Source organism: Jiella endophytica, from assembly GCF_004519335.1.
Taxonomy (GTDB): Bacteria; Pseudomonadota; Alphaproteobacteria; order Rhizobiales; family Rhizobiaceae; genus Jiella; species Jiella endophytica.
In genome coordinates, this window is sequence record NZ_SOZD01000003.1 from 1 (window position 1) to 21,467 (window position 21,467).

At 67.0% G+C, this 21,467-nt stretch carries 17 protein-coding genes; 5 read left to right on the forward strand and 12 right to left on the reverse strand.

Features of this window, described 5'->3' with window-relative positions; all coding sequences use genetic code 11:
• Positions 1-187: 187 nt before the first annotated feature.
• From E3C22_RS09945 to E3C22_RS09965, 5 genes are all read right to left on the reverse strand, one after another.
• The gene (locus tag E3C22_RS09945) at positions 188-610 is read right to left on the reverse strand and encodes a ribulose bisphosphate carboxylase small subunit (RefSeq protein WP_134761887.1); all 423 of its coding nucleotides are present in this window, start codon (positions 608-610) and stop codon (positions 188-190) included.
• A gap of 97 nt (positions 611-707) precedes the next feature.
• Entirely contained in the window at positions 708-2,165 is a 1,458-nt protein-coding gene (locus E3C22_RS09950) for a form I ribulose bisphosphate carboxylase large subunit (protein WP_134761888.1), read from the reverse strand.
• Positions 2,166-2,520: 355 nt separating this feature from the next.
• Positions 2,521-4,530, reverse strand: a complete 2,010-nt coding sequence (tkt, locus tag E3C22_RS09955) for a transketolase (protein ID WP_245514899.1) — start codon at positions 4,528-4,530, stop codon at positions 2,521-2,523.
• A gap of 31 nt (positions 4,531-4,561) precedes the next feature.
• On the reverse strand, positions 4,562-5,434 hold the full coding sequence (locus E3C22_RS09960; protein WP_134761889.1) for a phosphoribulokinase: 873 nt from the start codon (positions 5,432-5,434) through the stop codon (positions 4,562-4,564).
• A 119-nt stretch (positions 5,435-5,553) separates the two neighbouring features.
• Entirely contained in the window at positions 5,554-6,591 is a 1,038-nt protein-coding gene (locus E3C22_RS09965) for a class 1 fructose-bisphosphatase (RefSeq protein WP_134761890.1), read from the reverse strand.
• A gap of 128 nt (positions 6,592-6,719) precedes the next feature.
• Between E3C22_RS09965 and E3C22_RS09970 the strand changes: the two genes are divergently transcribed.
• Positions 6,720-7,667 (forward strand): LysR family transcriptional regulator, encoded by a 948-nt coding sequence (locus E3C22_RS09970; RefSeq protein WP_134761891.1) that lies wholly within the window; start codon positions 6,720-6,722, stop codon positions 7,665-7,667.
• Positions 7,668-8,030: 363 nt separating this feature from the next.
• Here the strand turns inward: E3C22_RS09970 and fni are convergent, their stop codons facing one another.
• Entirely contained in the window at positions 8,031-9,140 is a 1,110-nt protein-coding gene (gene fni / locus E3C22_RS09975; RefSeq protein WP_134761892.1) for a type 2 isopentenyl-diphosphate Delta-isomerase, read from the reverse strand.
• Between the two features lie 308 nt (positions 9,141-9,448).
• Here fni and E3C22_RS09980 point away from each other — a divergent pair, with 308 nt between their 5' ends.
• Positions 9,449-10,378 (forward strand): polyprenyl synthetase family protein, encoded by a 930-nt coding sequence (locus E3C22_RS09980; RefSeq protein WP_134761893.1) that lies wholly within the window; start codon positions 9,449-9,451, stop codon positions 10,376-10,378.
• Between the two features lie 57 nt (positions 10,379-10,435).
• Positions 10,436-10,966 (forward strand): sterol desaturase family protein, encoded by a 531-nt coding sequence (locus tag E3C22_RS09985; protein ID WP_245514901.1) that lies wholly within the window; start codon positions 10,436-10,438, stop codon positions 10,964-10,966.
• Here E3C22_RS09985 and E3C22_RS09990 read toward each other — a convergent pair.
• Genes E3C22_RS09990 through E3C22_RS10005 form a run of 4 tightly spaced genes read right to left on the reverse strand, consistent with a single transcriptional unit; the run spans position 10,940 to position 15,933 of the window.
• Complete coding sequence (locus E3C22_RS09990) at positions 10,940-11,968, reverse strand: phytoene/squalene synthase family protein (protein ID WP_134761894.1); 1,029 nt, start codon at positions 11,966-11,968, stop codon at positions 10,940-10,942. The two genes, E3C22_RS09985 and E3C22_RS09990, sit on opposite strands and share 27 nt — an antisense overlap.
• The gene (locus tag E3C22_RS09995; RefSeq protein ID WP_134761895.1) at positions 11,968-13,494 is read right to left on the reverse strand and encodes a phytoene desaturase; all 1,527 of its coding nucleotides are present in this window, start codon (positions 13,492-13,494) and stop codon (positions 11,968-11,970) included. The genes E3C22_RS09990 and E3C22_RS09995 overlap by 1 nt, the downstream gene beginning before the upstream one ends.
• On the reverse strand, positions 13,491-14,663 hold the full coding sequence (crtY, locus tag E3C22_RS10000) for a lycopene beta-cyclase CrtY (protein WP_245514903.1): 1,173 nt from the start codon (positions 14,661-14,663) through the stop codon (positions 13,491-13,493). The genes E3C22_RS09995 and crtY overlap by 4 nt, the downstream gene beginning before the upstream one ends.
• Positions 14,650-15,933: a glycosyltransferase gene (locus E3C22_RS10005; protein WP_134761897.1), complete on the reverse strand. Its 1,284-nt coding sequence runs from the start codon at positions 15,931-15,933 to the stop codon at positions 14,650-14,652. The genes crtY and E3C22_RS10005 overlap by 14 nt, the downstream gene beginning before the upstream one ends.
• 294 nt (positions 15,934-16,227) lie before the next feature.
• Here E3C22_RS10005 and E3C22_RS10010 point away from each other — a divergent pair, with 294 nt between their 5' ends.
• Positions 16,228-16,548: an antibiotic biosynthesis monooxygenase family protein gene (locus E3C22_RS10010; RefSeq protein WP_134761898.1), complete on the forward strand. Its 321-nt coding sequence runs from the start codon at positions 16,228-16,230 to the stop codon at positions 16,546-16,548.
• Positions 16,549-16,650: 102 nt separating this feature from the next.
• Here the strand turns inward: E3C22_RS10010 and E3C22_RS10015 are convergent, their stop codons facing one another.
• On the reverse strand, positions 16,651-18,222 hold the full coding sequence (locus tag E3C22_RS10015) for an ATP-binding protein (protein WP_134762447.1): 1,572 nt from the start codon (positions 18,220-18,222) through the stop codon (positions 16,651-16,653).
• Positions 18,223-18,421: 199 nt separating this feature from the next.
• Positions 18,422-19,642, reverse strand: a complete 1,221-nt coding sequence (locus tag E3C22_RS10020; protein WP_134761899.1) for a glycosyltransferase family 4 protein — start codon at positions 19,640-19,642, stop codon at positions 18,422-18,424.
• Positions 19,643-20,057: 415 nt separating this feature from the next.
• Between E3C22_RS10020 and E3C22_RS10025 the strand changes: the two genes are divergently transcribed.
• Positions 20,058-21,464 (forward strand): cytochrome ubiquinol oxidase subunit I, encoded by a 1,407-nt coding sequence (locus tag E3C22_RS10025; RefSeq protein WP_134761900.1) that lies wholly within the window; start codon positions 20,058-20,060, stop codon positions 21,462-21,464.
• Positions 21,465-21,467: the final 3 nt, after the last annotated feature.

The following is a 21,467-nucleotide window of genomic DNA, read 5'->3' on the forward strand; positions in this document are numbered from 1 at the left end:
CCATCTTCGCCTCCACGGGACATCTCCATGGATGCTTCCAGAATCAATCAGAGCCAAAACCGCAAGCCCGATCAGCTTCAAATCACCGCCGGCCATATGCGATTCGCCTGCCCTTGAGGGGGAGATGCCGGCAGGCAGAGGGGGGTGCCTCGGCACGAACCTCTCGGTCGACGCGAATGCCAACCCTTCACCCCCCGTAGCGCTCGCCCTCCGGCTTGCCGTCGGCATAGGGCTCGGTGGTGTAGCGCATGGTGCGGCCGTAGGTTTCCTGGCGGCGCAGGCGGTAGCCAGGCTCGTCCGCCGGCCGGTTGACCAGGAAGGACAGCTTCACCGATTCCCAGCCATGCGAGGAGTCGAAGGCCGAGAGCCGGATGTAGCGGTCGCCATAGGCCTTCCGGCAGGCGGCGAGTTCCATCATCACGCCGGCGGCGTCGGCGACGTCGAACATCGGCTGGCCCCACATGTCCCAGTAGGTGTTCCGGGGATGCGGATCGTCGGTGTATTCGAGATTCACCGCCCAGCCATTGTCGAGGCAGTATTGCACCTGTCGGGTGATCTGCTCGTCGGAAAGGTCGGGCAGGAAGGAAAACGTTCCCTGTGTCACGCGCATGGTATCATCTCCTTCGATGGGATCGGGGTGACGGACGGCGTGGAGTGGCTGGGGCGGCCCCTGGGAGGAAACATCCGCCCCAGCCCTCACGCACGGCTCAGGCGGCCGTGGCGGTCACCGCGTAGTCGGGCGAGTCGGTCGAGGTGTAGTTGAAGGTGACGTCCTTCCAGGTATCGAGAGCGGCTTTGAGCGGCGCGCAGCTCTTCGCCGCCTCGTTGAGGATATCCGGACCCTCGCGGACGATGTCGCGGCCCTCGTTGCGGGCGAGGATCATGCATTCGAGCGCGACGCGGTTGGCCGTCGCGCCGGCGGCGATCCCCATCGGATGGCCGATCGTGCCGCCGCCGAACTGCAGCACCACGTCTTCGCCGAGGAGATCGATGAGCTGGTGCATCTGGCCGGCATGAATGCCGCCGGAGGCGACCGGCATCATCTTGTTCAACGAAGCCCAGGGCTGGTCGAAGAAGACGCCGTTCTCCAGCCGCTTCTCGGTGAACTCGTTGCGGCAGATGTCGTAATAGCCGCGCGTCGTCGCCGGGTCGCCCTCCAGCTTGCCGACCACGGTCCCGGCATGGATGTGATCGACGCCGGCGAGCCGCGCCCATTTGGCGATGACCCGGAAGGAGACGCCGTGGGTCTTCTGGCGCGTATAGGTGGAGTGCCCTGCCCGGTGGAGATGCAGGATCATGTTCTTGCGGCGCGCCCATTTCGCCATGGACTGCATCGCCGTCCAGCCGATGACGAGATCGATCATGACGATGTTCGAGCCGAGTTCGGCGGCAAATTCGGCCCGCTCGTACATGTCCTCCATCGTGGCGGCGGTGACGTTGAGATAGGTGCCCTTGATCTCGCCGGTGGCGGCCTGGGCCTTGTTCACCGCCTCCATGCAGTAGAGGTAGCGCTCGCGCCAGTCCATGAAGGGCTGCGAATTGATGTTCTCGTCGTCCTTGGTGAAGTCGAGCCCGCCCTTCAGCGCCTCGTAGACGACGCGGCCATAGTTGCGCCCCGAGAGGCCGAGCTTCGGCTTCACCGTCGCGCCGAGCAGCGGCCGGCCGAACTTGTCGAGCCGCTCGCGCTCGACGACGATGCCGGTGGCCGGGCCCTGGAAGGTCTTCACATAGGCGGTCGGCAGCCGCATGTCCTCGAGCCTCAGGCCCTTCAGCGGCTTGAAGCCGAAGACGTTGCCGATGATCGAGGCGGTCAGGTTGGCGATCGAGCCCCGCTCGAAGAGATCGAGATCGTAGGCGATATAGGCGAAATACTGGTCGGTGGTGTTCGGCACCTTGTCGACGCGATAGGCCTTCGCCCGGTACTTCTCGGCCGCGGTCAGGCGATCCGTCCAGACCACGGTCCAGGTGGCGGTCGAGCTCTCGCCGGCGACGGCGGCGGCCGCCTCGATCGGATCGACGCCGTCCTGCGGGGTGATCCGGAAACAGGCGATGACGTCCGTCTCCTTCGGCTCGTAGTCGGGCTCCCAGTAGCCCATCTGCTTGTACTGCATGACGCCGGACTTGTAGCGGTCCTTGCCGGTGACGGTCTGCGATCCCGAATCCATGTCGCCTTCTCCTCCTTGCGTTGAAAATCGCGATGCGCCCCGCCGCCCTTCGATGCCGGCGTCAGGCAAAGCCGCTCCCGTCGCCGCGGAGAGACTCCCCGCGCCGTTGCATGCCGGTCTTGCTGTCGTTCACGCTTTGCGGCCGGTCGTTCGGCCGCGGCTACTCGCTGCCCGCCTAGGGGGACGCGCATCCATTCGCACGCGCGAAGGACGCTCCAACTGATTCAGTCACCAGATCGTGCTTTGCGAAAAGCGGTTCCGATTTTCGGGGCCGATACTGTGAGCGGCGGCGGTCCTCGCTTCTCCCGCTCCGGGCCGGTGGTCCGGCCCGGAGCGTCATGCCGTGGTCAGACGGTCAGCGCTTCAGCATCTCGCCGGCGGCCTCGACGACCGCATCGGCGGTGATGCCGAAATGCTTGTAGACTTCCGGCGCCGGCGCCGAGGCGCCGAAGCTGGTCATGCCGATGAAGTGGCCGTCCTCGCCGATCCAGCGATCCCAGCCGAGCCGGGCGGCCGCCTCGATGGCGATGCGCGGCGCCGTGCCGAGGACGGACTTGCGATAGGCCGCATCCTGCTCCTCGAACAGCTCCCAGCAGGGCATCGAGACGACGGCGACCTTGAGACCGTTCGCCTCGAGCCGCTTGGCCGCCTCGACGGCGAGCGAGACCTCGGTTCCGGTGGACAGGATGGTGATGTCGCGCGGCCCGTCGGTGTCCTTGAGGACATAGGCGCCCTTGCGGGTCTTGTTCTCGGAGACCGAACCCGAGCGCAGCGTCGGCACGCCCTGGCGCGACAGCGCCATCACCGAAGGCCGCTTGGTCTCGCCCATGGCGATCTCCCAGGCCTCGTTGGTCTCGACGGCGTCGGCCGGCCGGAACAGGAGAAGGTTCGGCGTCGCCCGGTGGATCGCCAGATGCTCGATCGGCTGGTGCGTCGGGCCGTCCTCGCCGAGACCGATGGAATCGTGGGTCATCACATAGACGACCCGGATGCCCATCAGCGCCGACAGGCGGATGGCGCCGCGCGCATAGTCGGTGAAGCACATGAAGGTGCCGCCATAGGGAACGAAGCCGCCATGCAGCGCGATCCCGTTCATCACGGCGGACATGCCGTGTTCGCGGATGCCGTAGCGGATGTAGCGGCCGGCATAGTCGCCGGGGGCGATGTCCTTCAGCCCTTTGGTCCGGGTGTTGTTCGAGGGCGTCAGGTCGGCCGAGCCGCCGATGGTCACCTCGGACGCGCCATTGATCACCTCGAGCGCCATTTCTGATGCCTTGCGGGTCGCGACATTCGGCTTGTCGGTGACGACGTCGGCGCGGGCCGCGGCCATCAGCTCGGCGAGGTTCTCCGGCAGCGCCGTGGCATATTGCGCCTCGAAGGCGGCGCGGTTCGGCGCCGCGTCACGGCGCTTTTCCCAGGCCTCGCGGGCTTCGCGTCCCTTCGTCGCGGCGGCATGCCAGGCCTTGGTGATCGGCTCGGGAACGACGAAGGCCTTAGAGGTCCAGCCGATGTTCTTGCGCGTCGCGGCGACTTCGTCCGCCCCGAGCGCCGAGCCGTGCACCTTGTCGGTGCCCTGCATGTTCGGTGCGCCATAGCCGATGATGGTGCGGCAGGCGATGAAGGCCGGCTTGTCGCTCTTCTGCGCCTCGAGGATGACCTTCTCGATCGCCTCGGGGTCGTGACCGTCCACCGCAAAGGTATTCCAGCCATGCGCCTCGAAGCGCTCGCGCTGGTCGATCGAGGTCGACAGCTTGGTGTCGCCGTCGATCGAGATGTGATTGTCATCGAAGAAGAAGATCAGCTTGTTGAGCTTCAGGTGCCCGGCAAGATCGATCGCCTCGTGGGAGATGCCCTCCATCAGGCAGCCGTCGCCGCAGAAGGCATAGGTGTAGTGGTCGACGAGATCGTCGCCGAAGCGCTGGTTGAGCATCCGCTCGGCGAGCGCCATGCCGACCGACATGGTGATGCCCTGGCCGAGCGGGCCGGTGGTCGCCTCGATGCCGGCGGCATGGCCGTATTCCGGATGGCCGGCGGTGCGGCTGCCGAGTTGGCGGAAGTTCTCGATCTCCTCGATCGTCATTTCCGGGAAGCCGAGGAGGTGCATCACCGAATATTGCAGCATCGAGCCGTGGCCGTTCGACAGGATGAAACGGTCCCGGTTCGGCCAGTGCGGCTGGGAGGGATCGATCCTCAGGAACTTCGAGAACAGCACGGCGGCGACGTCGGCCATGCCCATCGGCATGCCGGGATGGCCGGAATTGGCCTTCTGGACGGCGTCCATCGACAGCGCGCGGATGGCGTTCGCCATGTCTCGCAGAGAGACGCCCGCCATCTCGTGGGGCATTTTGTCGGCGGCTTCGGACATGATGTCTTTCCTTGGAATTTCGTGTTCGAGCTCAGGACGCGCGGCGTTTCTTTTCCATCAGCTGGAGGATCAGCGGCGTCAGGATGAGCTGCATTGCGATGTCGAGCTTGTTGCCCGGTGCGACGATGGAATTCGCCCGGGACATGAAGCTCCCGTGGATCATAGACAGAAGATAGGGAAAATCGATGCCGCGGGGTTTGGCAAAACGGATGACGATCATCGATTCGTCCGGCGTCGGGATCCAGCGGGCGATGAACGGGTCGGAGGTGTCGACGATCGGCACCCGCTGGAAGTTGATGTCGGTGCGGGCAAATTGCGGGCAGATGTATTTCACGTAGTCGGGCATCCGCCTGAGGATCGTGTCCATCACCGCCTCGGTGGAATAGCCGCGGGTCGCCCTGTCGCGATGGATCTTCTGGATCCATTCGAGATTGATCACCGGCACGACGCCGATCTTCAGGTCCACCAGCGGCGCCAGATCGACGGTGTCGGTCTTCACGCAGCCATGCAGCCCTTCGTAGAAGAGCAGGTCGCTCTCCTCGAGCGGCGTCCAGTCCGAGAAGGTGCCGGGCTCGCTGCCATAGAGCTGTGCTTCCTCCTCGTCGTGGATGTAGTGGCGGGTCTCGCCGCGACCCTTGCGGCCGAAATCGGAAAACACCTCCTGCAGCTTCTCCAGAACGTTCGCCTCCGGGCTGAAATGCGAGAAGTCGCGGTTCCCCCTCGCCTCTTCCTCCAGCATCTTGGCCTTCATCGCTTGACGGTCGTAGCGGTGGAAGGCGTCGCCCTCGATGAAGGCGGCCCGCACCTCTTCGCGCCGGAAGATCTGGTCGAAGATATTCTTTACCGAAGTCGTACCGGCCCCCGACGACCCGGTGATGACGATGATCGGATGCTTCGCGGACATCGGATTTCCTCCCAGACCCGCCGCGCGTCCCAACGCAACGGGCCGATTCGCAAAGGCGCATTCGCCCTCATGCACTACGCTCCGGCCTGTCCCCCGGGCCTTTTGCGGCCGTCAGACGCTCATGCCCGGAAAAGGCTCCTCTTGCCGAACAGCGGCGAGCGCTCGGCAAGCGCCGAGGGGTCGGCGATGTAGCGGGCGACCCGCTCCACCTCGCGCTTCGAGCCGAATACCAGCGGCGTTCGGTCGTGCAGACCCTCGGGCTCGATATCGAGGATCGAGGTGGTGCCGTCGGTCGCCTTGCCGCCGGCATTCTCGATGCAGAAGGCGACCGGATTGGCCTCGTAGACCAGCCGCAGCCGGCCCTTGGCGTAGCCTTTGCGGCCATCGCCCGGATAGAGGAAGATCCCGCCGCGCAGGAGGATACGATAGCAGTCGGCGACCATCGAACCGACCCAGCGCATGTTGAAGTCGCGCTCGCGCGGGCCCTCGCTGCCGGCGAGGAGATCGTCGACATAGCTGCGGATCGGCTGGTCCCAGTGCCGGTAGTTCGAGGCGTTGATGGCGAACTCGTTCGCCTTGTCGACGATGGCGATCGAGGTCTTGAGTTCGACGAAGCCGCCGAAGCCCGGCGAGAAGATGAAGACGTGGGTGCCGTTGCCCATCGACATGACCAGGAGAAGCTGCGGCCCGTAGATGAAGAAGCCGGCGCCGAGCTGGCGCGATCCCTTCTGCCGGAACACCCTGGACGGATCGGCCCGGTGCTCCTCGTCCACCGGCAGGATCGAGAAGATCGTTCCGATCGAGACGTTGGTCTCGATGTTCGAGGAGCCGTCGAGCGGATCGATCGCCATCGCCAGCGAAGCGTCCGGCTTCAGGGCCACCGCGCCTTCCTGCTCCTCGGAGCCGAAATAGGCCAGCGGCGATGCCTCGGCCGCCTCCAGGAACACCCGGTCGGCGATGACGTCGAGCTCCTTCTGGACGTCGCCGCCGGCATTCGTCCCGCCGCGCGCCTGGCCCATGCCGTCGCCGCCGGCGATGATCTTGTTGCGCAGCTTGACCGCGGCGCCCGCGAGATTGCGGATCGTTTCGGCGACCTGCTGCTTCAGCGGATCGTTGCCGCATTCCGATCTGAGATGGGCGTCGAGAGACGATGCCATGCTGTCCTCCATTGAGCTGCGGAATTCTGCGCCCCGCTCGCTCGTTGATAGCGAGCATCGGCGTGCTTTGCGGATAAGTAAAATTTAATATCTTTACCCAAGCCATAAAACAAAATAACTACGGTGTCATGCGGAACCTCACTCTTCGCCAGTTGCGCTCGATCCAGGCGATCAGCCGGCACGGGACCATTGCCGCCGCCGCAAGGCAAGTAGGGCTTACGGCGCCGGCGGTGACCCTGCAGGTCAAGCAGATCGAGGACGACTGCGGACTCGCGCTGTTCGACCGCACCAGCGACGGCATGCGCCTCACCGTGGCGGGAGAGGCGGTTCTCTCCGCCGCCAACGCCATCGACACCACCCTTCGCGGGCTTTGCGAGCAGATCGATTCGATCAAGGGCGTCCGCTCCGGGACGATCAATCTCGGCGTCGTCTCGACGGCGAAATATTTCGCGCCCCGGCTGATCGCGGCCTTTCGCGATGCCTATCCCGAGATCGTCGTGAAGCTCAGGGTCGGCAACCGCCACGCGATCACCGCCGAGCTCAAGGACTACAAGCTCGACATCGCGCTGATGGGCCGCCCGCCGATGGAGTTTCCGGTCACCTCGACCTTCTTCGGCGACCACCCGCTGGTGATCGTCGCCGATCCGGCCCATCCCCTCGCCCGCGAACGCGACATTCCCCGCGAGCGGCTGCTGTTGGAAACGATCATCATTCGCGAGCAGGGATCGGGCACCCGCGCGGCGCTCGAGGGATTCTTCATCAGCGATCTCGACCGGCTGGCGGCGGCCAGCGTCGAGATGGGGTCCAACGAGACGATCAAGCAGGCGGTGATGGCGGGGCTCGGGATCGCCTTCATCTCCGCCCACACCATCGCCTTCGAGGTTGAGATGGGCCGGCTGGCGGTGCTCGACGTCGCCGATATGCCGATCCGGCGCAAATGGTATGCCGTCTGCCGGCAGGAGCGGATCGCCGCGCCGGCGGAACGCGCCTTCAAGGCGTTTCTGGTGGAGCGCGGCGCCAAGCACCTGCCGCTGCTCGGCGCTCTCTATCCGGAGGGGGCGGTGCGGGCGGGTTAACGAGGGACCCGGCCGCAGGTTTCGGGCCAGTCGGCGCCGGACGTTCTGTTCTGCACCGGTCATTTATTGTTTCAAGGGCCGCGCGCTTTAGCGTACCCCCCTCTGTCCTGCCGGACATCTCCCCCTCAAGGGGGGAGATCAACCTCGCTTGGACGTCCAGCTCCCCGACCGACTTAACATCCGACTTCCGATCGACGATGCCATTGCCTCCGCCCATGACCGATGCGCACCGCCCAAATGCCGCCGATCTCCTCCCTTGAGGGTGATGTCCGCCCTTCGACAGGCTCAGGAGGACAGAGGGGGTCAAGGGCGCAAAGGAGCGCCTCTCAAAAACCAGGCACGGCAGCAACGATCTATGGCCGCTCAGCCTTCCGGTGCGACGGTTTCACCGTCGATCGCCGCAGCCACAAAGCCCGGCGGATCGATCAGCGGCGCCCGCCTCAGCGCGGCGAGATCGGCCGAACCGGTGCAGAAGCAGGCGATCCTGAGCTCCTGGATGACGGCCGCAAAATGGGCCGCCACCGCCTCGGCCGAATGGTCTGCGGCCGCCAGGGTCGCCGCGGCCTGGCCGCCGAGATCGGCGCCGAGGCGGATCGCCCGCGCGACGTCGAGGCCGCTTCGCAGTCCGCCGGAGCCGATCATCGTCGTATCGGGACAGGCCGCCCTCACCCCTGCGATCGCCCGCGCCGTCGGGATGCCCCAGTCGGCAAAGGCCATCGCGGTCCTGCGCAGAAGCGGGTCGTCGGCGCGTTCCGCCTCGACCGCCGCCCAGCTGGTGCCGCCTGCACCGGCAACGTCGATGGCCGCGACGCCGGCCTCGACCAGACGGCGGGCAAGGCTCGCCGAAATGCCGGCCCCGACCTCCTTGACGACCAGCGGCACGGCGAGGTCGCGAGCAAGCGTCTCGATCCTTGTGAAAATGCCTTGCCAGTCGGTGTCGCCGCCGGCCTGCACCGCCTCCTGCAGCGGATTGAGATGGACGATCAGCGCATCCGCCTCGATCATCTCCACCGCCCGCATCGCCTCGGCCGTCCCGTAGCCGAGGCCGAGCTGCGCCGCGCCGATATTGGCGAGGATCGGCACGTCTTGTGCCAGCCGGCGCAGCGACCGGTCGAGCCCGCCGGTCGCCCTTCCCTCGATTGCGATGCGCTGCGAGCCGACGGCGAGCGCGATGCCGAGGTCGCCGGCCACCTCGGCGAGACGGGCGTTGATCCGCGCGGCCCGCTCCGGCCCGCCGGTCATCGACGAGATCAGCAGCGGCGCCTTGAGCCGCCGGCCGAGGAAACGGGTGGAGAGATCGATCGCGGCGAGCGACAGCTCCGGCAGCGCGCAGTGCTCGAATCGGATCGCCTCGAGCCCGGTCGTCAGCCGCTCCGGGCGGTCTGCGGCGGCGGTCGCGAGCACGATGTCGAGGTGATCGCTCTTGCGTCCCGCGATGTCGGAGCCCTTCGGCCGGGGGTGGTCATCGCTCATCAAGCATTCGTGTCCGGTCGTCGGCGAATGGCCGTGCACTGCCGCAGTTTCGCCCGCCGCACGCTATTGTCCATCATCAAATCCTTTGCAACGATGCCGCCCGTCGCCCGGGGGTTTTGCGGCAATCGAGGGTCCGCGGGCAAGACGGAACGGGCGGCTGTTTGCGCGGCGCGTTTCCCGATATGAGTGCAAGGCGAGGTTCCTTGGCGGAACCCGGCATGGAGTCCAAACGATCGCAACGAGACAACAATGCGCGTACCGCCGGTCAGGGGCAATCCCTCGTCCATTCAAGGCTTGGGGTCGGCGACATGACACCTGAGCTGAAGCGCAGCCTCGCCGCCCAGCGCGAGATGATCGACGGGCGGCTGCGCCGTCTCGTGCCCCGCGCCCTGCCCGGCCAGACACCCCTCGACGAGGCGATCGCGGCGAGCGTTCTCGCGCCCGGCAAACGGCTGCGTCCGATGATGACGATGATGGTGGCGATGGATCTCGGCGGCGACGTCGAGGTGGCGATCGATGCCGGCTGTGCCATCGAAATGGTGCATGCCGCCTCGCTTGCCCTCGACGACCTGCCGTCGATGGACGACGCCACCATGCGGCGCGGCCGCCCGGCGGTGCATGCCGCCTATGGCGAGGACGTCGCGATTCTCGCGGCCATCGCCTCGCTCTCCGGCGCCTTCGAGACGCTGGCGAAGCTTTCCGGCGCGAGCGACGAGGTGCGGGCCCAGAGCGTCGTCATCCTCACCCGTGCCGTCGGCGTCTCGGGCCTCGTCGCCGGACAATTCGCCGATCTGAGGGACGGCTCCCACCAGCGGGAGGTCACCGACATCGCGGCGACCAACAGCCTGAAGACCGGCTCGCTGTTTTCCGCCGCCGTCGAGATCGGCGCGGTAGTCTCCGGCGCAAGTCACGCAGTCCGGCTGGCTCTACGCAGCTTCGGTGCCGAGCTCGGCCACGCCTTTCAGCTGCTCGACGATCTGCTGGATCAGGACGGCAATGCCCTTCGCACCGGCAAGGACGTCGGCAAGGACATCGGCAAGTCGACGATCGGTTCGGTGATCGGCAGCCAGTCGGTCGTCGACCGGATCACCGGCCACGTGGCGAAGGCTCACGCCTATCTCGACGAATCCGTCGGGCCAAAGAGCTTGATGCATGGCTGCGTCGACTTCATCTTCCAGGAAGCGCTTCCGACATCGGCCGATCCTGCGACGCAGCGGCAGGACGTCGGGGCGAAATAGTCCCCTCCCGGCGGCGGGTCGTTCCGCCGTCGCGCGAGGTGCCCGCGGGAGAGACGGATGGGTCTCATGGAATTTCTCGGCCTCGCCGCCATTGCCGTCGGCGTCTTCCTGCTGATGGAGGGCGTTGCCTGGGCGGCGCACAAATACATCATGCACGGCTTCGGCTGGGGCTGGCACCGCTCCCATCATGAAGAGACCGAGGGCGTGTTCGAGAAGAACGACCTCTACGCCGTGGTCTTTTCGGTGCTGGCGATCGCCCTCTTCGTCGTCGGCTCGAACGGCCATCCCGTCGTCTTCGCCGTCGCCGTCGGGATCACGCTCTACGGCGTCTTCTATTTCGTCGTCCATGACGGGCTGGTGCATCAGCGTTGGCCGTTCCGGGCGATTCCCCACCGCGGCTATGCCAAGCGCCTCGTCCAGGCGCACAGGCTGCACCACGCGGTGGAAGGCAAGGAGGGCTGCGTCTCGTTCGGCTTTCTCTACGCCCCGCCGGTGGAAAAGCTTTCCGCCGAACTGCGCTCGCGAGGCACGGTCGTGGCCGAGCGGCAGGCCCGCAAGCCGTCAGAGCCCCGCCCGACGGTCTCCTGACGTTCGTTCCTCGCCCTTTGGCCGGCCCTTCGGCCGGGTCCACAGCTTGGCCGGCCGCGGCACGGGCCAGGCGATCCGCGTCGCTGCCACCTTCAGCGCGCCGAGGACGACGTGGCGCAGCTTGTCGCGCCGCCGGGTGGAAACCCGCGTGCCGTAGGCTGCCGCACCCTTCGCCCTGAGGTCGAGACCGATCTGGCGGTAGACGCCATGGGCCGTCGCCACGGCCCAGGCAGAGCGGGCCGGCAGCGCCGCCAGGCCGATGAAGGCGGAGCGGTAATAGGGCTCGGCGAGATCGACGAGCCGCGCCGCAAGCCGCGCGACCTCCTGCCGGCGGGCGGGATCGGTCAGGTCGGCGGCATCGAGCCCCGCCTCGGCCAGCCAGTCATCCGGGACATAGACCCGGCCGTTGCGGGCGTCCTCGACGATGTCGCGGGCGATGTTGGTGAGCTGGAAGGCGATGCCGAGATCGCTCGCCCGGTCGAGGGACCGCTCGCCCTTCGCGCCCATGATCAGCGCCATCATCACGCCCACCACCCCGGCGACGCAGTAGCAATAGCCAAGCGTGTCGTCGATCGTGGCGTAGCGCTCGCCGCCGGCGTCCATGCGGTAGCCCTCGAGATGCTCGATCAGCAGCCGCTGGGGCAGGTCGTGGCGGGCGACGACGTCGGCCACCGAGAGATAGGCGGGATGCAGGTCGCGCTCGCCGGAAAGCGCCCTCAGCGTATCGATCGCCAGATCGCTCAGGCGCTGCATCGGTTCTGGCTGGCCAGCCGTCGGACGGCGGGCGAAGCCCAGCTGCTGGCCGTCGATGACGTCGTCGCAGTGGCGGCACCAAGCATAGAGCATCATCGCGCTGCGGCGGACCTCGGGATCGAAGAGTTTTGCCGCCGCGGCAAAGCTCTTCGACCCCTTGGCGATGGCATCCTCGGCAAGGGCGGCGAGTTCCGCCCGATCGGCCTGGCCGGATGACGGCGGCTGCAGGGGTTCGGAGGCAACGGACATCAGATTGCCCGCGCCCCGTCCGCGATCATCAGGCCGGCCGTCGCCTTGGCCGAGCCGATGACCCCCGGCACGCCGGCGCCCGGATGGGTGCCCGCCCCGACGAGATAGAGATTGCCGATCCTGTCGTCGCGATTGTGCGGCCGGAACCAGGCGCTCTGGGTGAGCACCGGATCGAGCGAGAAGGCCGAGCCGAGATGGGCGTTCAGCTCCGACTTGAAGTCGGCGGGCGTGAAGATCCGGCAGGTGGCGAGATCGGCTCTCAGGCCCGGAATGTAGCGCTCCTCGAGATAGGCGAGGATGCGGTCGCGGTAGCGCGGCCCTTCGCTCTCCCAGTCGATGTCGGCATTGCCGAGATGCGGCACCGGCGACAGGACGTAGAAGGCGCCCGCCCCCTCCGGCGCGAGCGACGGATCGGTGACGCAAGGGTTGTGGAGATAGAGCGAGAAGTCGCCGGGAAGGTCGGAGCCGTTGAAGATCTCCGAAATCAGCTCGCGGTAGCGCGCACCGAAGCAGACGGTGTGGTGGCGGATGTCCGGCCGGTGCGTCTTCAGGCCGAAATAGATGACGAAGAGCGACATCGAGAAGCGCTTCTTCTTCAGCCGCGCCGCCTCGCTCTCCCCGCGCTTCGTGGCGGAGAGGAGGTCGCCATAGGTGTGGACGACGTCGGCGTTGGAGGCGACCATCTCGGCGGGAAAGCGCCGGCCGTCCTTCAGCCTCACGGCGGACGCCCTGCCAGACGCCGTCTCGATCTCGGCGACCTCGGCCGACAGTTCGATCCGCCCGCCGATATCGGTGAAGAGCTTGACGAGCCCTTCGACGAGGGCCCCGGTGCCGCCCTTCGCGAACCAGACGCCCCATTTCCGCTCCAGCGCGTGGATCAGCGCATAGATCGACGAGGTGGCGAAGGGATTGCCGCCGACGAGCAGCGAATGGAAGGAGAAGGTCTGGCGCAGATGCTCGTCGGAGATGAACTCCGCCACCTTGGCATGGACGCTCTTCCAGGCCCCGAGCCGCGCCAGCTGCGGCCCGGCCCGCACCATGTCGCGAAACGAGAGGAACGGCACGGTGCCGAGCTTCTCGTAGCCTTCGCGAAAGACCTCCCGCGAATAGGCGAGGAAGCGGCGGTAGCCCTCGACATCCTGCGGCGCGAACTCGGCGATCTGCCGATCGAGCTCGGCCTGGTCGTTGACATAGTCGAAGAAGCGGCCGTCCTCCCAGCAGAGGCGGTAGAAGGGCGAGACCGGCAGCAGCGTGACATAGTCGGACATCGGCCGTCCGGCGGCGACGAAAAGCTCCTCGATCGCCGTCGGGTCGGTGATCACCGTCGGGCCGGCGTCGAAGGTGTAGCCGGCGTCCTCGTAGACATAGGCCCGGCCGCCCGGCCGGTCGCGCTTTTCGACGAGCACCGTCTCGATGCCCGCCGCCTGCAGGCGGATGGCAAGGGCGATGCCGCCGAAGCCGGCACCGATCACCACCGCCCCTCTCTCACCCTGCGTCGGGGCGGTTCCGTCCAGCGCGGCGCTCATGCGAGGTCTCCCGTCAGACGGTGGCGGGCAAGGACGCGGATCGCGTTGCCGAACGGCACCGGCGGCTTGCCGGTGAGGATGCGCAGCTTGTCCCGCGTCTTCAGCCGTGCGGCGTAGAACCTTGCGACCAGCGGCGCGTCGAGCCGGTAGAAATGTTCGAGGATCCGGTAGCGCTCCGATGCATCGCCGGCAAAGTACAGAAGCCGGTTGAGCATGCGGAAGAAGCCGCGCGCCTTCCACGCCCCGACCGAATGGGCGCGGGTCTCTGCATGAAGCGTTGCTGCTGAATGGTCCGGCAGTGCCGCCAGCCGGTCGGCTAGCTTCACCGCGTCGGGCAGCGAATAGCCGGTGGTCGGGTGGAAAAGTCCGGCGGCAAGACCCGACGCCGCGACGCCGGACTTGTCGTCCCAGAAGGCCTCGATGTCGCCATCGATGGCGATCGGCAGGATGCCCTCTTCCTCCCGCAGGATCTCGGCCACCTGCCAGCCATGGGCGGCGACATAGTCGGCGATCGAAGCCGCGAGGCGGTCCCTATCGAGTTCTGCGCCGTCGGCGTAATAGGTGTCCTCGATCAAAAGCCGCGTAGCGCTCAAAGGCAGCAGATAGACGAAGCGGTAGCCGTCCGCCTGGGGCACCGTCGCATCCATGATCACCGGCCGCACGACGCCGTGCGATGCCGCCGTCTCGATTTCCTGGCCGAGGAATTTCTGAAAGCCGAGGCGCATGTGCGGGCTCGGCGCGTGGCCGCGCCCGTCGATCACCGCAGCGGCGGAAACGCTCGTCCCGTCGTCGAGCGTCACCGAGGTCGGCGTCAGCGCCCTTGCCGGCACGCCGCAATGGATTCGACTGCCGAGCCGGCCTTCGAGAAGGAGGCGAAACTCTTCCGACGAGACGCTGCGATAGCCGGTGCCGAGCCGTTTGGCGCGGTTCGGAAACCGCACCTCGTTGTCCGGCCAGGCATAGGTGACGAAGGGTGCCAGCCAGCGATGCTCGGGGGACGTGAGATCGCCCTCGTGGAAGGACCAGGTGTGATTGCCGCCGACGGCCGGCCCGGCCTCGAAGATCCGCACCTCGAGGTCCGGGCGCATCTCCGCCAGCCGCCAGGCGATCAGGCCATTGGCGAGCCCGCCGCCGACGAGGGCGATATCGACGCCGTTACTGGCGGCCATTGCTGTCATGCCCTTCCCGTCGTTCCTCCCGCCCGGCGGTGGCCTCGACGATGTCCGCCGCCAGTCGCACGCCGCCGGAGCCCTTGATGTCGCTGCCGATCCTGGCGGCGTTTTGTCCAAAACTAGCCTGGGTTAGCAATCGCTCAAGGCAGGCGGCGATCGACGCCTCGGACAAATGGCCGCGTGTCAGCCGCTCGCCGACGCCGTGATGGACGATCCGCGCGGCGATCCCGGGCTGATCGAAGGCCATCGGGATCGCCAGCATCGGCTTGCCGGCTTCGAGCGCGTCGAGGACGGTGTTCATCCCGGCATGGGTGACGCAGACATCCGCCTGCGCCAGCATCGCCCGCTGCGGCACGAAATCGGTGACGAGCCGCGCATCGATCGTCCCGGCCTGGCGCTCGGTCAGGCGGCCACAATGGGCGACGACGCAGTCCGCCCCGAGGCGCTTGCAGGCGCCGGCGATCTTGCGGAACAGCCGCAGCCTGTGCCCCTGCAGCGTGCCGAAGGAAACGAAGACCAGCGGCCGGTCGGGGGCATGGCGAAGCGGCGGCGGCTTGTCGTCGCTGTGAGCCCTGCGGATCGGGCCGACGGCGTGGCGGACCGGCGAAGCTTCGCGCGGAAAATCGAAGCTTTCGGTGAGTTGGCTGATCTGGCAGGTCGTCGAGAGACAGTCGGCGAGCGATGCGCGGCCCGGCAGGCCAAAGCGTTCGGCCCAGCGGGCGATCGTCTTCCTCTGCCGTGCCAGCAGGAGCTTTGCGACCATGACGCCGCCGCGGTTGCGCTTCAGCCCCGCCTCGCTCGGGTCGTAGGGCCAGTCGAGAAAGGGCAGCGGCACCGTCGGGTCGTCGTGGACGGGCAGCGCCGATGCGATCGAGGCGAGCGGCAGGCCGAGATGGTCGGCGACGAGCCCCGCTGCCGGCTCCATCTGGTCGCCGAGGATCGCCTCGACGCCGAGCGACCGGCATAGATCAGGGGCCTCGCGGCAGAGCTCATCGGTCAGCCTTGCCGAATCGCGCACGGTCCTCAGCACCGACATCGGCCTGCCGCCGCCCACCGCCCGGGCGGTGAGCCTTGCGAGATCCTCGCGGCTGCGCCGGCCGACCTCGTGGACGCCGAGCCCCTCGCCTTTCGCCTCGATCATCGCGCCGGCGCCGGCATTGACGACGAAATGCACCGCATGGCCGCGCGAAAGCAGCTCTTCGGCCAGCGCCTCGAACAGCCGCAGATGGCTGTAATAGGGCGGGCAGATGATCGCGAAGGTGGTCATCGAAACGCTTGCCGGAGAACGCAGCACACCGCGGGAACGCTGCGCGGATCCTTACCCCAAGCCGTTCCGCAGCGCCAACGCGAAGCCGCTTGCCGCCGCCCGGCGTCGGTGATTGAATGGCAATGTCGAAAAGGATGAGGGCGGCAAAGGTGAGTCCGCCCCTTCTCGGTCCGAGAAGATCCGTGCCCGCCAGCGGGACCCGCGACGAGCGAGAGCAATCGTGCTCGCTTGGCGGTGACGGATCGGAACGAACGCCTTGTTCTCCGCCAGGCATCGGGACATGGAGAACGAGTAATGCCCATCATCCGCGCCGGAACCGGCATCGTCACCCAGATCAACGTCTTCACCGTCGCCGAGGGCGGTCAGGAGGCGCTGCTCGACCATCTGTCGCAGGCCGCGCGCTGCTGCAGAGCCGCCGTGCCCGGCTGGCTCTCGGCGAGCCTGCACCGCAGCCATGACGGAACCCGCGTCGCCAACTACGCCCAGTGCCGGGACCTCGCCTCCTGGCATGCGGTGATGGAGTGCCTTCATCGCGAAGGCTTCATCGACGGCAACAGGCGCTTCGGCACGGCATCGCCGGGCCTCTACGACGTGGCGGCCACCTTCGAGCGATAGGCCCCGCATGCAGGGATCCAGAAACAGCCCTCGGTACACCCAGCGGCATGCTCCTCGGAAATGATACGAGGATGACGGCCGGCGCGCGATGACCTGCCGCCGTCAGCTTCCCTGCCGCGCCAGCCGTGCTGCCCGGCGCGCGCGCGCCTCGTCGATGCTGTCGAGGGAGACCTGCGGCAGCCTGGTGCGCCACTCGGTGCCGGCGATCGTGACAACCCGGTTGCCGCGAAAGTCGCGGTCGGCCTTGATCAGCCCGCGCTCGTCCATGAACGACAGGAGGAACCGGCCGCGCGACGGCGAATGGCTGCCATAGGCCCTGGCAAGCGCCTCGTCGGACGGGCATTCCGCCTCGTCCCGCGCGGCGCGGGCGAGCATCATGAAGACGCCCTGCATCTCTTCGGGCAGCTCGCCGGCGCGCTCGATCACCGTCTGCCATTCCGGATCGTCGGTCGCCTCGCCGATGCCGGCCCGCGCCAGCGACAGCCGGCGGCGGAAGGCGGTCATGTCGGTCGCAGCGCCCGAGATCCGCTTCAGCCGGCAGTGGGTCAGGAATTCCTGATAGAGGACCGGCACGGGACGGAAGGCCGCTTCCGGATCGTCGAGCATCTCGGCAAAGATCGCATCGACCGCCGCCGCCCGTTCCTCGGCGCTGCGCGGATCGTCGGGTTCGGCCGGCTCGCTGATCGATGGGCTCTGACTCACCCGTTCGAGGATGGCGCGGGTCGGCACGGCCGGGGCGGCGGGCTCGCTCGGGGCGGCCGGTGGCGGCGGAAAGCCCGGCATCGCACGCCTTGCCTGGCGGCGCTCGGCCTCCTGCTCCTCCGGCGTCGCGGTGAAGACGAGGTCGGCGAGATCCTCCGGCGCCAGCTGCGGCAGCGGCGCGAGCTTCGGGCGCCCGGCCTTGGAATGGGTCTCCGTCGCGCCGATGGTGATCGGCACCGGGCGGCGGTAGAGCGCCGGCCCGAGGGCGACGAACTCGCCCGTGTTGAGATCGCGGAAGCGCTCGGCGGCGCGCCGGTCCATGCCGAGAAGGTCGGCGGCGCGCTGCATGTCGATGTCGAGGAAGGTGCGGCCCATCAGGAAGTTCGAGGCCTCGGCGGCGACGTTCTTGGCGAGCTTGGCGAGGCGCTGGGTGGCGATGACGCCGGCAAGGCCGCGCTTGCGGCCGCGGCACATCAGGTTGGTCATCGCGCCGAGCGAGGCCTTGCGCGCCTCGTCCGAATGCTCGCCGGACATCGAGGGCGCGAAGAGATGCGCCTCGTCGATGGCGATCAGCATCGGAAACCAGAAGGCACGGTCTGCCTCGAAAAGGCCGTTCAGGAAGGCCGCCGAACAGTGCATCTGCACCTCGGCGTCGAGGCCCTCGAGGTTCAGCACCACCGAGGCGCGGTGCTGGCGGATGCGCCCGGCGATCCGCGTCAGCTCGGCGGGCGTGCGGTTGGCGTCGACGACGACGTGACCATAGCGCTCGGCGAGTGTGACGAAGTCGCCCTCGGGATCGACGATCGCCTGCTGGACGTGGCCGGCGCTGCGCTCCAGGAGCCGGCGAAGGAGATGCGACTTGCCCGAGCCGGAATTGCCCTGGACGAGAAGCCGCGTCGACAGGAGCTCCTCGAGGTCGAGTTCGGCGGGTTCACCGGTCTTGGTCGCGCCGAGATCGACGGCAACGGTCATCATCTGCCTTTCGGTGCTGGACGAAAATCGGGCGGGGAGCGGCGGAGGACGGCGGATCCTCCGGCACTCGCCATGGACTAGCACGGACCGGCCGTCACATGGCCGGCGCCGTTGCGGCTGTCCACAGAAACGCGCCCGGCGGACCGGCGGCCTAGCGCGAATGCATTTCGCCCGGCCGTCCGACGTTGCATCCTGAGGATCAGCGGGCTCCCGTCTCGATCGCCCTGTTGATCAGCGCGAGCTGGCGTTCGATGCAGTCCTCCAGGGCATAGCGCGAGACGACGGTCTCGCGGGCGGCAGCCCTCAGCTCGTCGACCTTCTTGCGGGCCGCCAGCGCCTCGATGAGCCGTTCGGCCATCGCCGGCGCGTCGAAGAAGTCGACCAGCCAGCCATTGCGGCCGTCTTCGATCACTTCCATCACCGGCGGCGTCGCGGAGCCGACGACAAAGGCGCCCATGGCCATCGCCTCCAGCATCGACCAGCTGAGGACGAAGGGATAGGTCAGATAGACGTGCACCGACGAGATCTGCATCAGCTGCTTGAAATCCCGGTAGGGGATCCGGCCGGCAAAGGTCACCCGCTCGGACAGCGGGCCGATCTCCTGGAGCATCACCTCGCGCCAGCAGGTTCCCTCCTTCGGGGCAGAGCCATAGCTCACGCCGTCGCCGCCGACGATCACGACCTTCGCCTTGGGCCGGCGGCGGAGGATCTCCGGCAATGCCCGCATGAAGGAATGAAAGCCGCGATAGGGTTCCAGATTGCGGGCGACGAAGGTCAGCACCTCGTCGGAGCGCGTCAGGACCCGGCCGTTCGGCAGTTCGTACTGGCTCGTCGGGTCGGGCGTGAGATTGGCGACGTCGATGCCGTCATGGATCACGTCGATCTTGTCCTGATAGGCGGACGGGAACTGCGCCTTCTGCCAGTCCGTCGGGGCGTAGGCGGCATCGGCGGCATCGATGGCGAGAAGATGCGGGCCCGAGCGGACGCGGGCGCGCAGGATCGAATCGATCCCGCGGGCAAATTCCGGGTCGAAGCCGACATCCGCCCCCAGCCCCCGGTAGAAGAATTCGACCATCAGCACGAGCGGCACATCCGGCCAGATATCCTTCATGAACAAGGTCTCGCCCCAGCCGGGATTGCCGACGATGACGTCGGGCCGATAGCCCTGCCTCTGAAGCTTCATCGCCATGCGGGCGACGGCCTGGCCGTTCAGCACCGCAGTCTCGCTGGAGGTGAGATAGGGATGGGTCTCCCGCGAGGCCTTGCGGTGCGGGCTGTAGAGGATTTTCCCGACGCGGGCCGGTGCCGGGCCCTCGTTCTGCGTCATGAACAGCACCTCGTGCCCGGGCCGTGCTGCAAGCCTCGGAGCCAGATGCTTGAACTGGCCGGGGCAGTTCTGGTGCAGGAAGAGTGCTTTCATGATATTCGTCATTCCCTCAAACCGGATACACGGCTCGGCCGTCTCGCGAGCCCTCGCGGATGTTGCGGTGCCGCGAGCGCCCGACTCCTGCCACTGTTCCGCTTCGACGACTGTGATCCCCGACACACCCCGCTGCCGCCGGAGTCCCGCGGACAGATTGGCCCGTTTGCGCCGCAGCAGCAAGAAGTAAGGGAGACTGCGCGTTTTTCGGGCAAGTGCGCCGATGCGGCGCGCGGTCACCCAGCAAATGGCCGCCGATCCGCAAATCCCGCCACACCGGCACCTGGAGCCGAGCGTGTGTCAAAAATGCATGGCGGCTATGGGCGAAAAACGTCGCACGAGCGCCTCGCAGCCATGACGGCCAGCCTGGAACGGGTGTAAACCACGCCCAACCGAATCAACCGGGAGCCATCAGATGTTCGAAGGCTTCGACCCTGTCAATCTTGCCCGTTTCCAGTTCGCTTTCACCGTCTCCTTCCACATCATCTTTCCCGCCTTCTCGATCGGCCTCGCCTCCTATCTGGCGGTGCTCGAGGGCCTTTGGCTGGCGACCGGCAAATCCGTGTTCATGGACACGTTCCGCTACTGGGTGAAGATCTTCGCCATCTCCTTCGGCATGGGCGTCGTCTCGGGCATCGTGCTGAGCTACCAGTTCGGCACCAACTGGTCGGTGTTTTCCGACAAGACGGGCCCGATCCTCGGGCCGATGATGGGCTACGAGGTGCTCTCGGCCTTCTTCCTCGAGGCCGGCTTCCTCGGCATCATGCTGTTCGGACAGAAGCGCGTCGGCAACGGACTGCACTTCTTCGCGACTTTCGTCGTCATGCTTGGCACGCTGTTCTCGGCCTTCTGGATCCTCTCGGTGAACAGTTGGATGCAGACGCCGCAGGGTTATGGCATCGATCCCTCCGGCCAGTTCATCCCCGAGGACTGGTGGGCGATCGTCTTCAACCCCTCCTTCCCCTACCGCCTCGTCCACATGGTGCTTGCCGCCTATCTCACGACGGCCTTCGTGGTCGGCGGCGTCGGCGCCTTCCATCTCCTGCGCAACCGTCACAATGCCAGCGCCCGGCTGATGTTCTCGATGGCGCTGTGGATGGCGACGATCGTCGCGCCGATCCAGATCTTCGCCGGCGACGCCCATGGCATCAACACGCTGGAGCACCAGCCGGCCAAGGTCGCCGCGGTGGAGGGGCATTTCGACACCAACACCGACCATCCGATGCCGCTCACCCTTTTCGGCATTCCCAACATGGAAGCCGCGACGACCGACTACGCCCTCGACGTGCCCTATCTGGGCTCGCTGATCCTCACCCACAGCCTCGACGGCGTGGTGAAGGGTCTGAAGGACTTCCCGCGGGAAGACTGGCCGGATTCCACCGTCGTCTTCTGGACCTTCAGGGCGATGGTGGCGATCGGCTTTGCCATGCTCGGTCTCGGCCTGTGGTCGCTGTGGAAACGCTTCCGCGGCACGCTGTACGATTCGCGCTGGCTGCAGCGGACGACGATCCTCATGTCGCCGGCGGGTTTCGTCGCCGTCATCTGCGGCTGGGTGACCACCGAGATGGGCCGCCAGCCCTATACGGTCTACGGGCTGCTGCGCACCGCCGAGAGCCATTCGCCGATCGAGGCACCGGCCGTCGGGACGTCGCTGATCGCCTTCATCGTCGTCTATTTCCTGCTTTTCGGCGCCGGGACCTTCTACATCCTGCGGCTGATGAGCAAGGCGCCGAGCCCCTTCGAGGAGGACACGCCGCACGAGCCGACCCGCACCGCCGGCATCACGCCGGCGCCGGCCCTCGGCGGCCATCCGGCGGAATAGGAG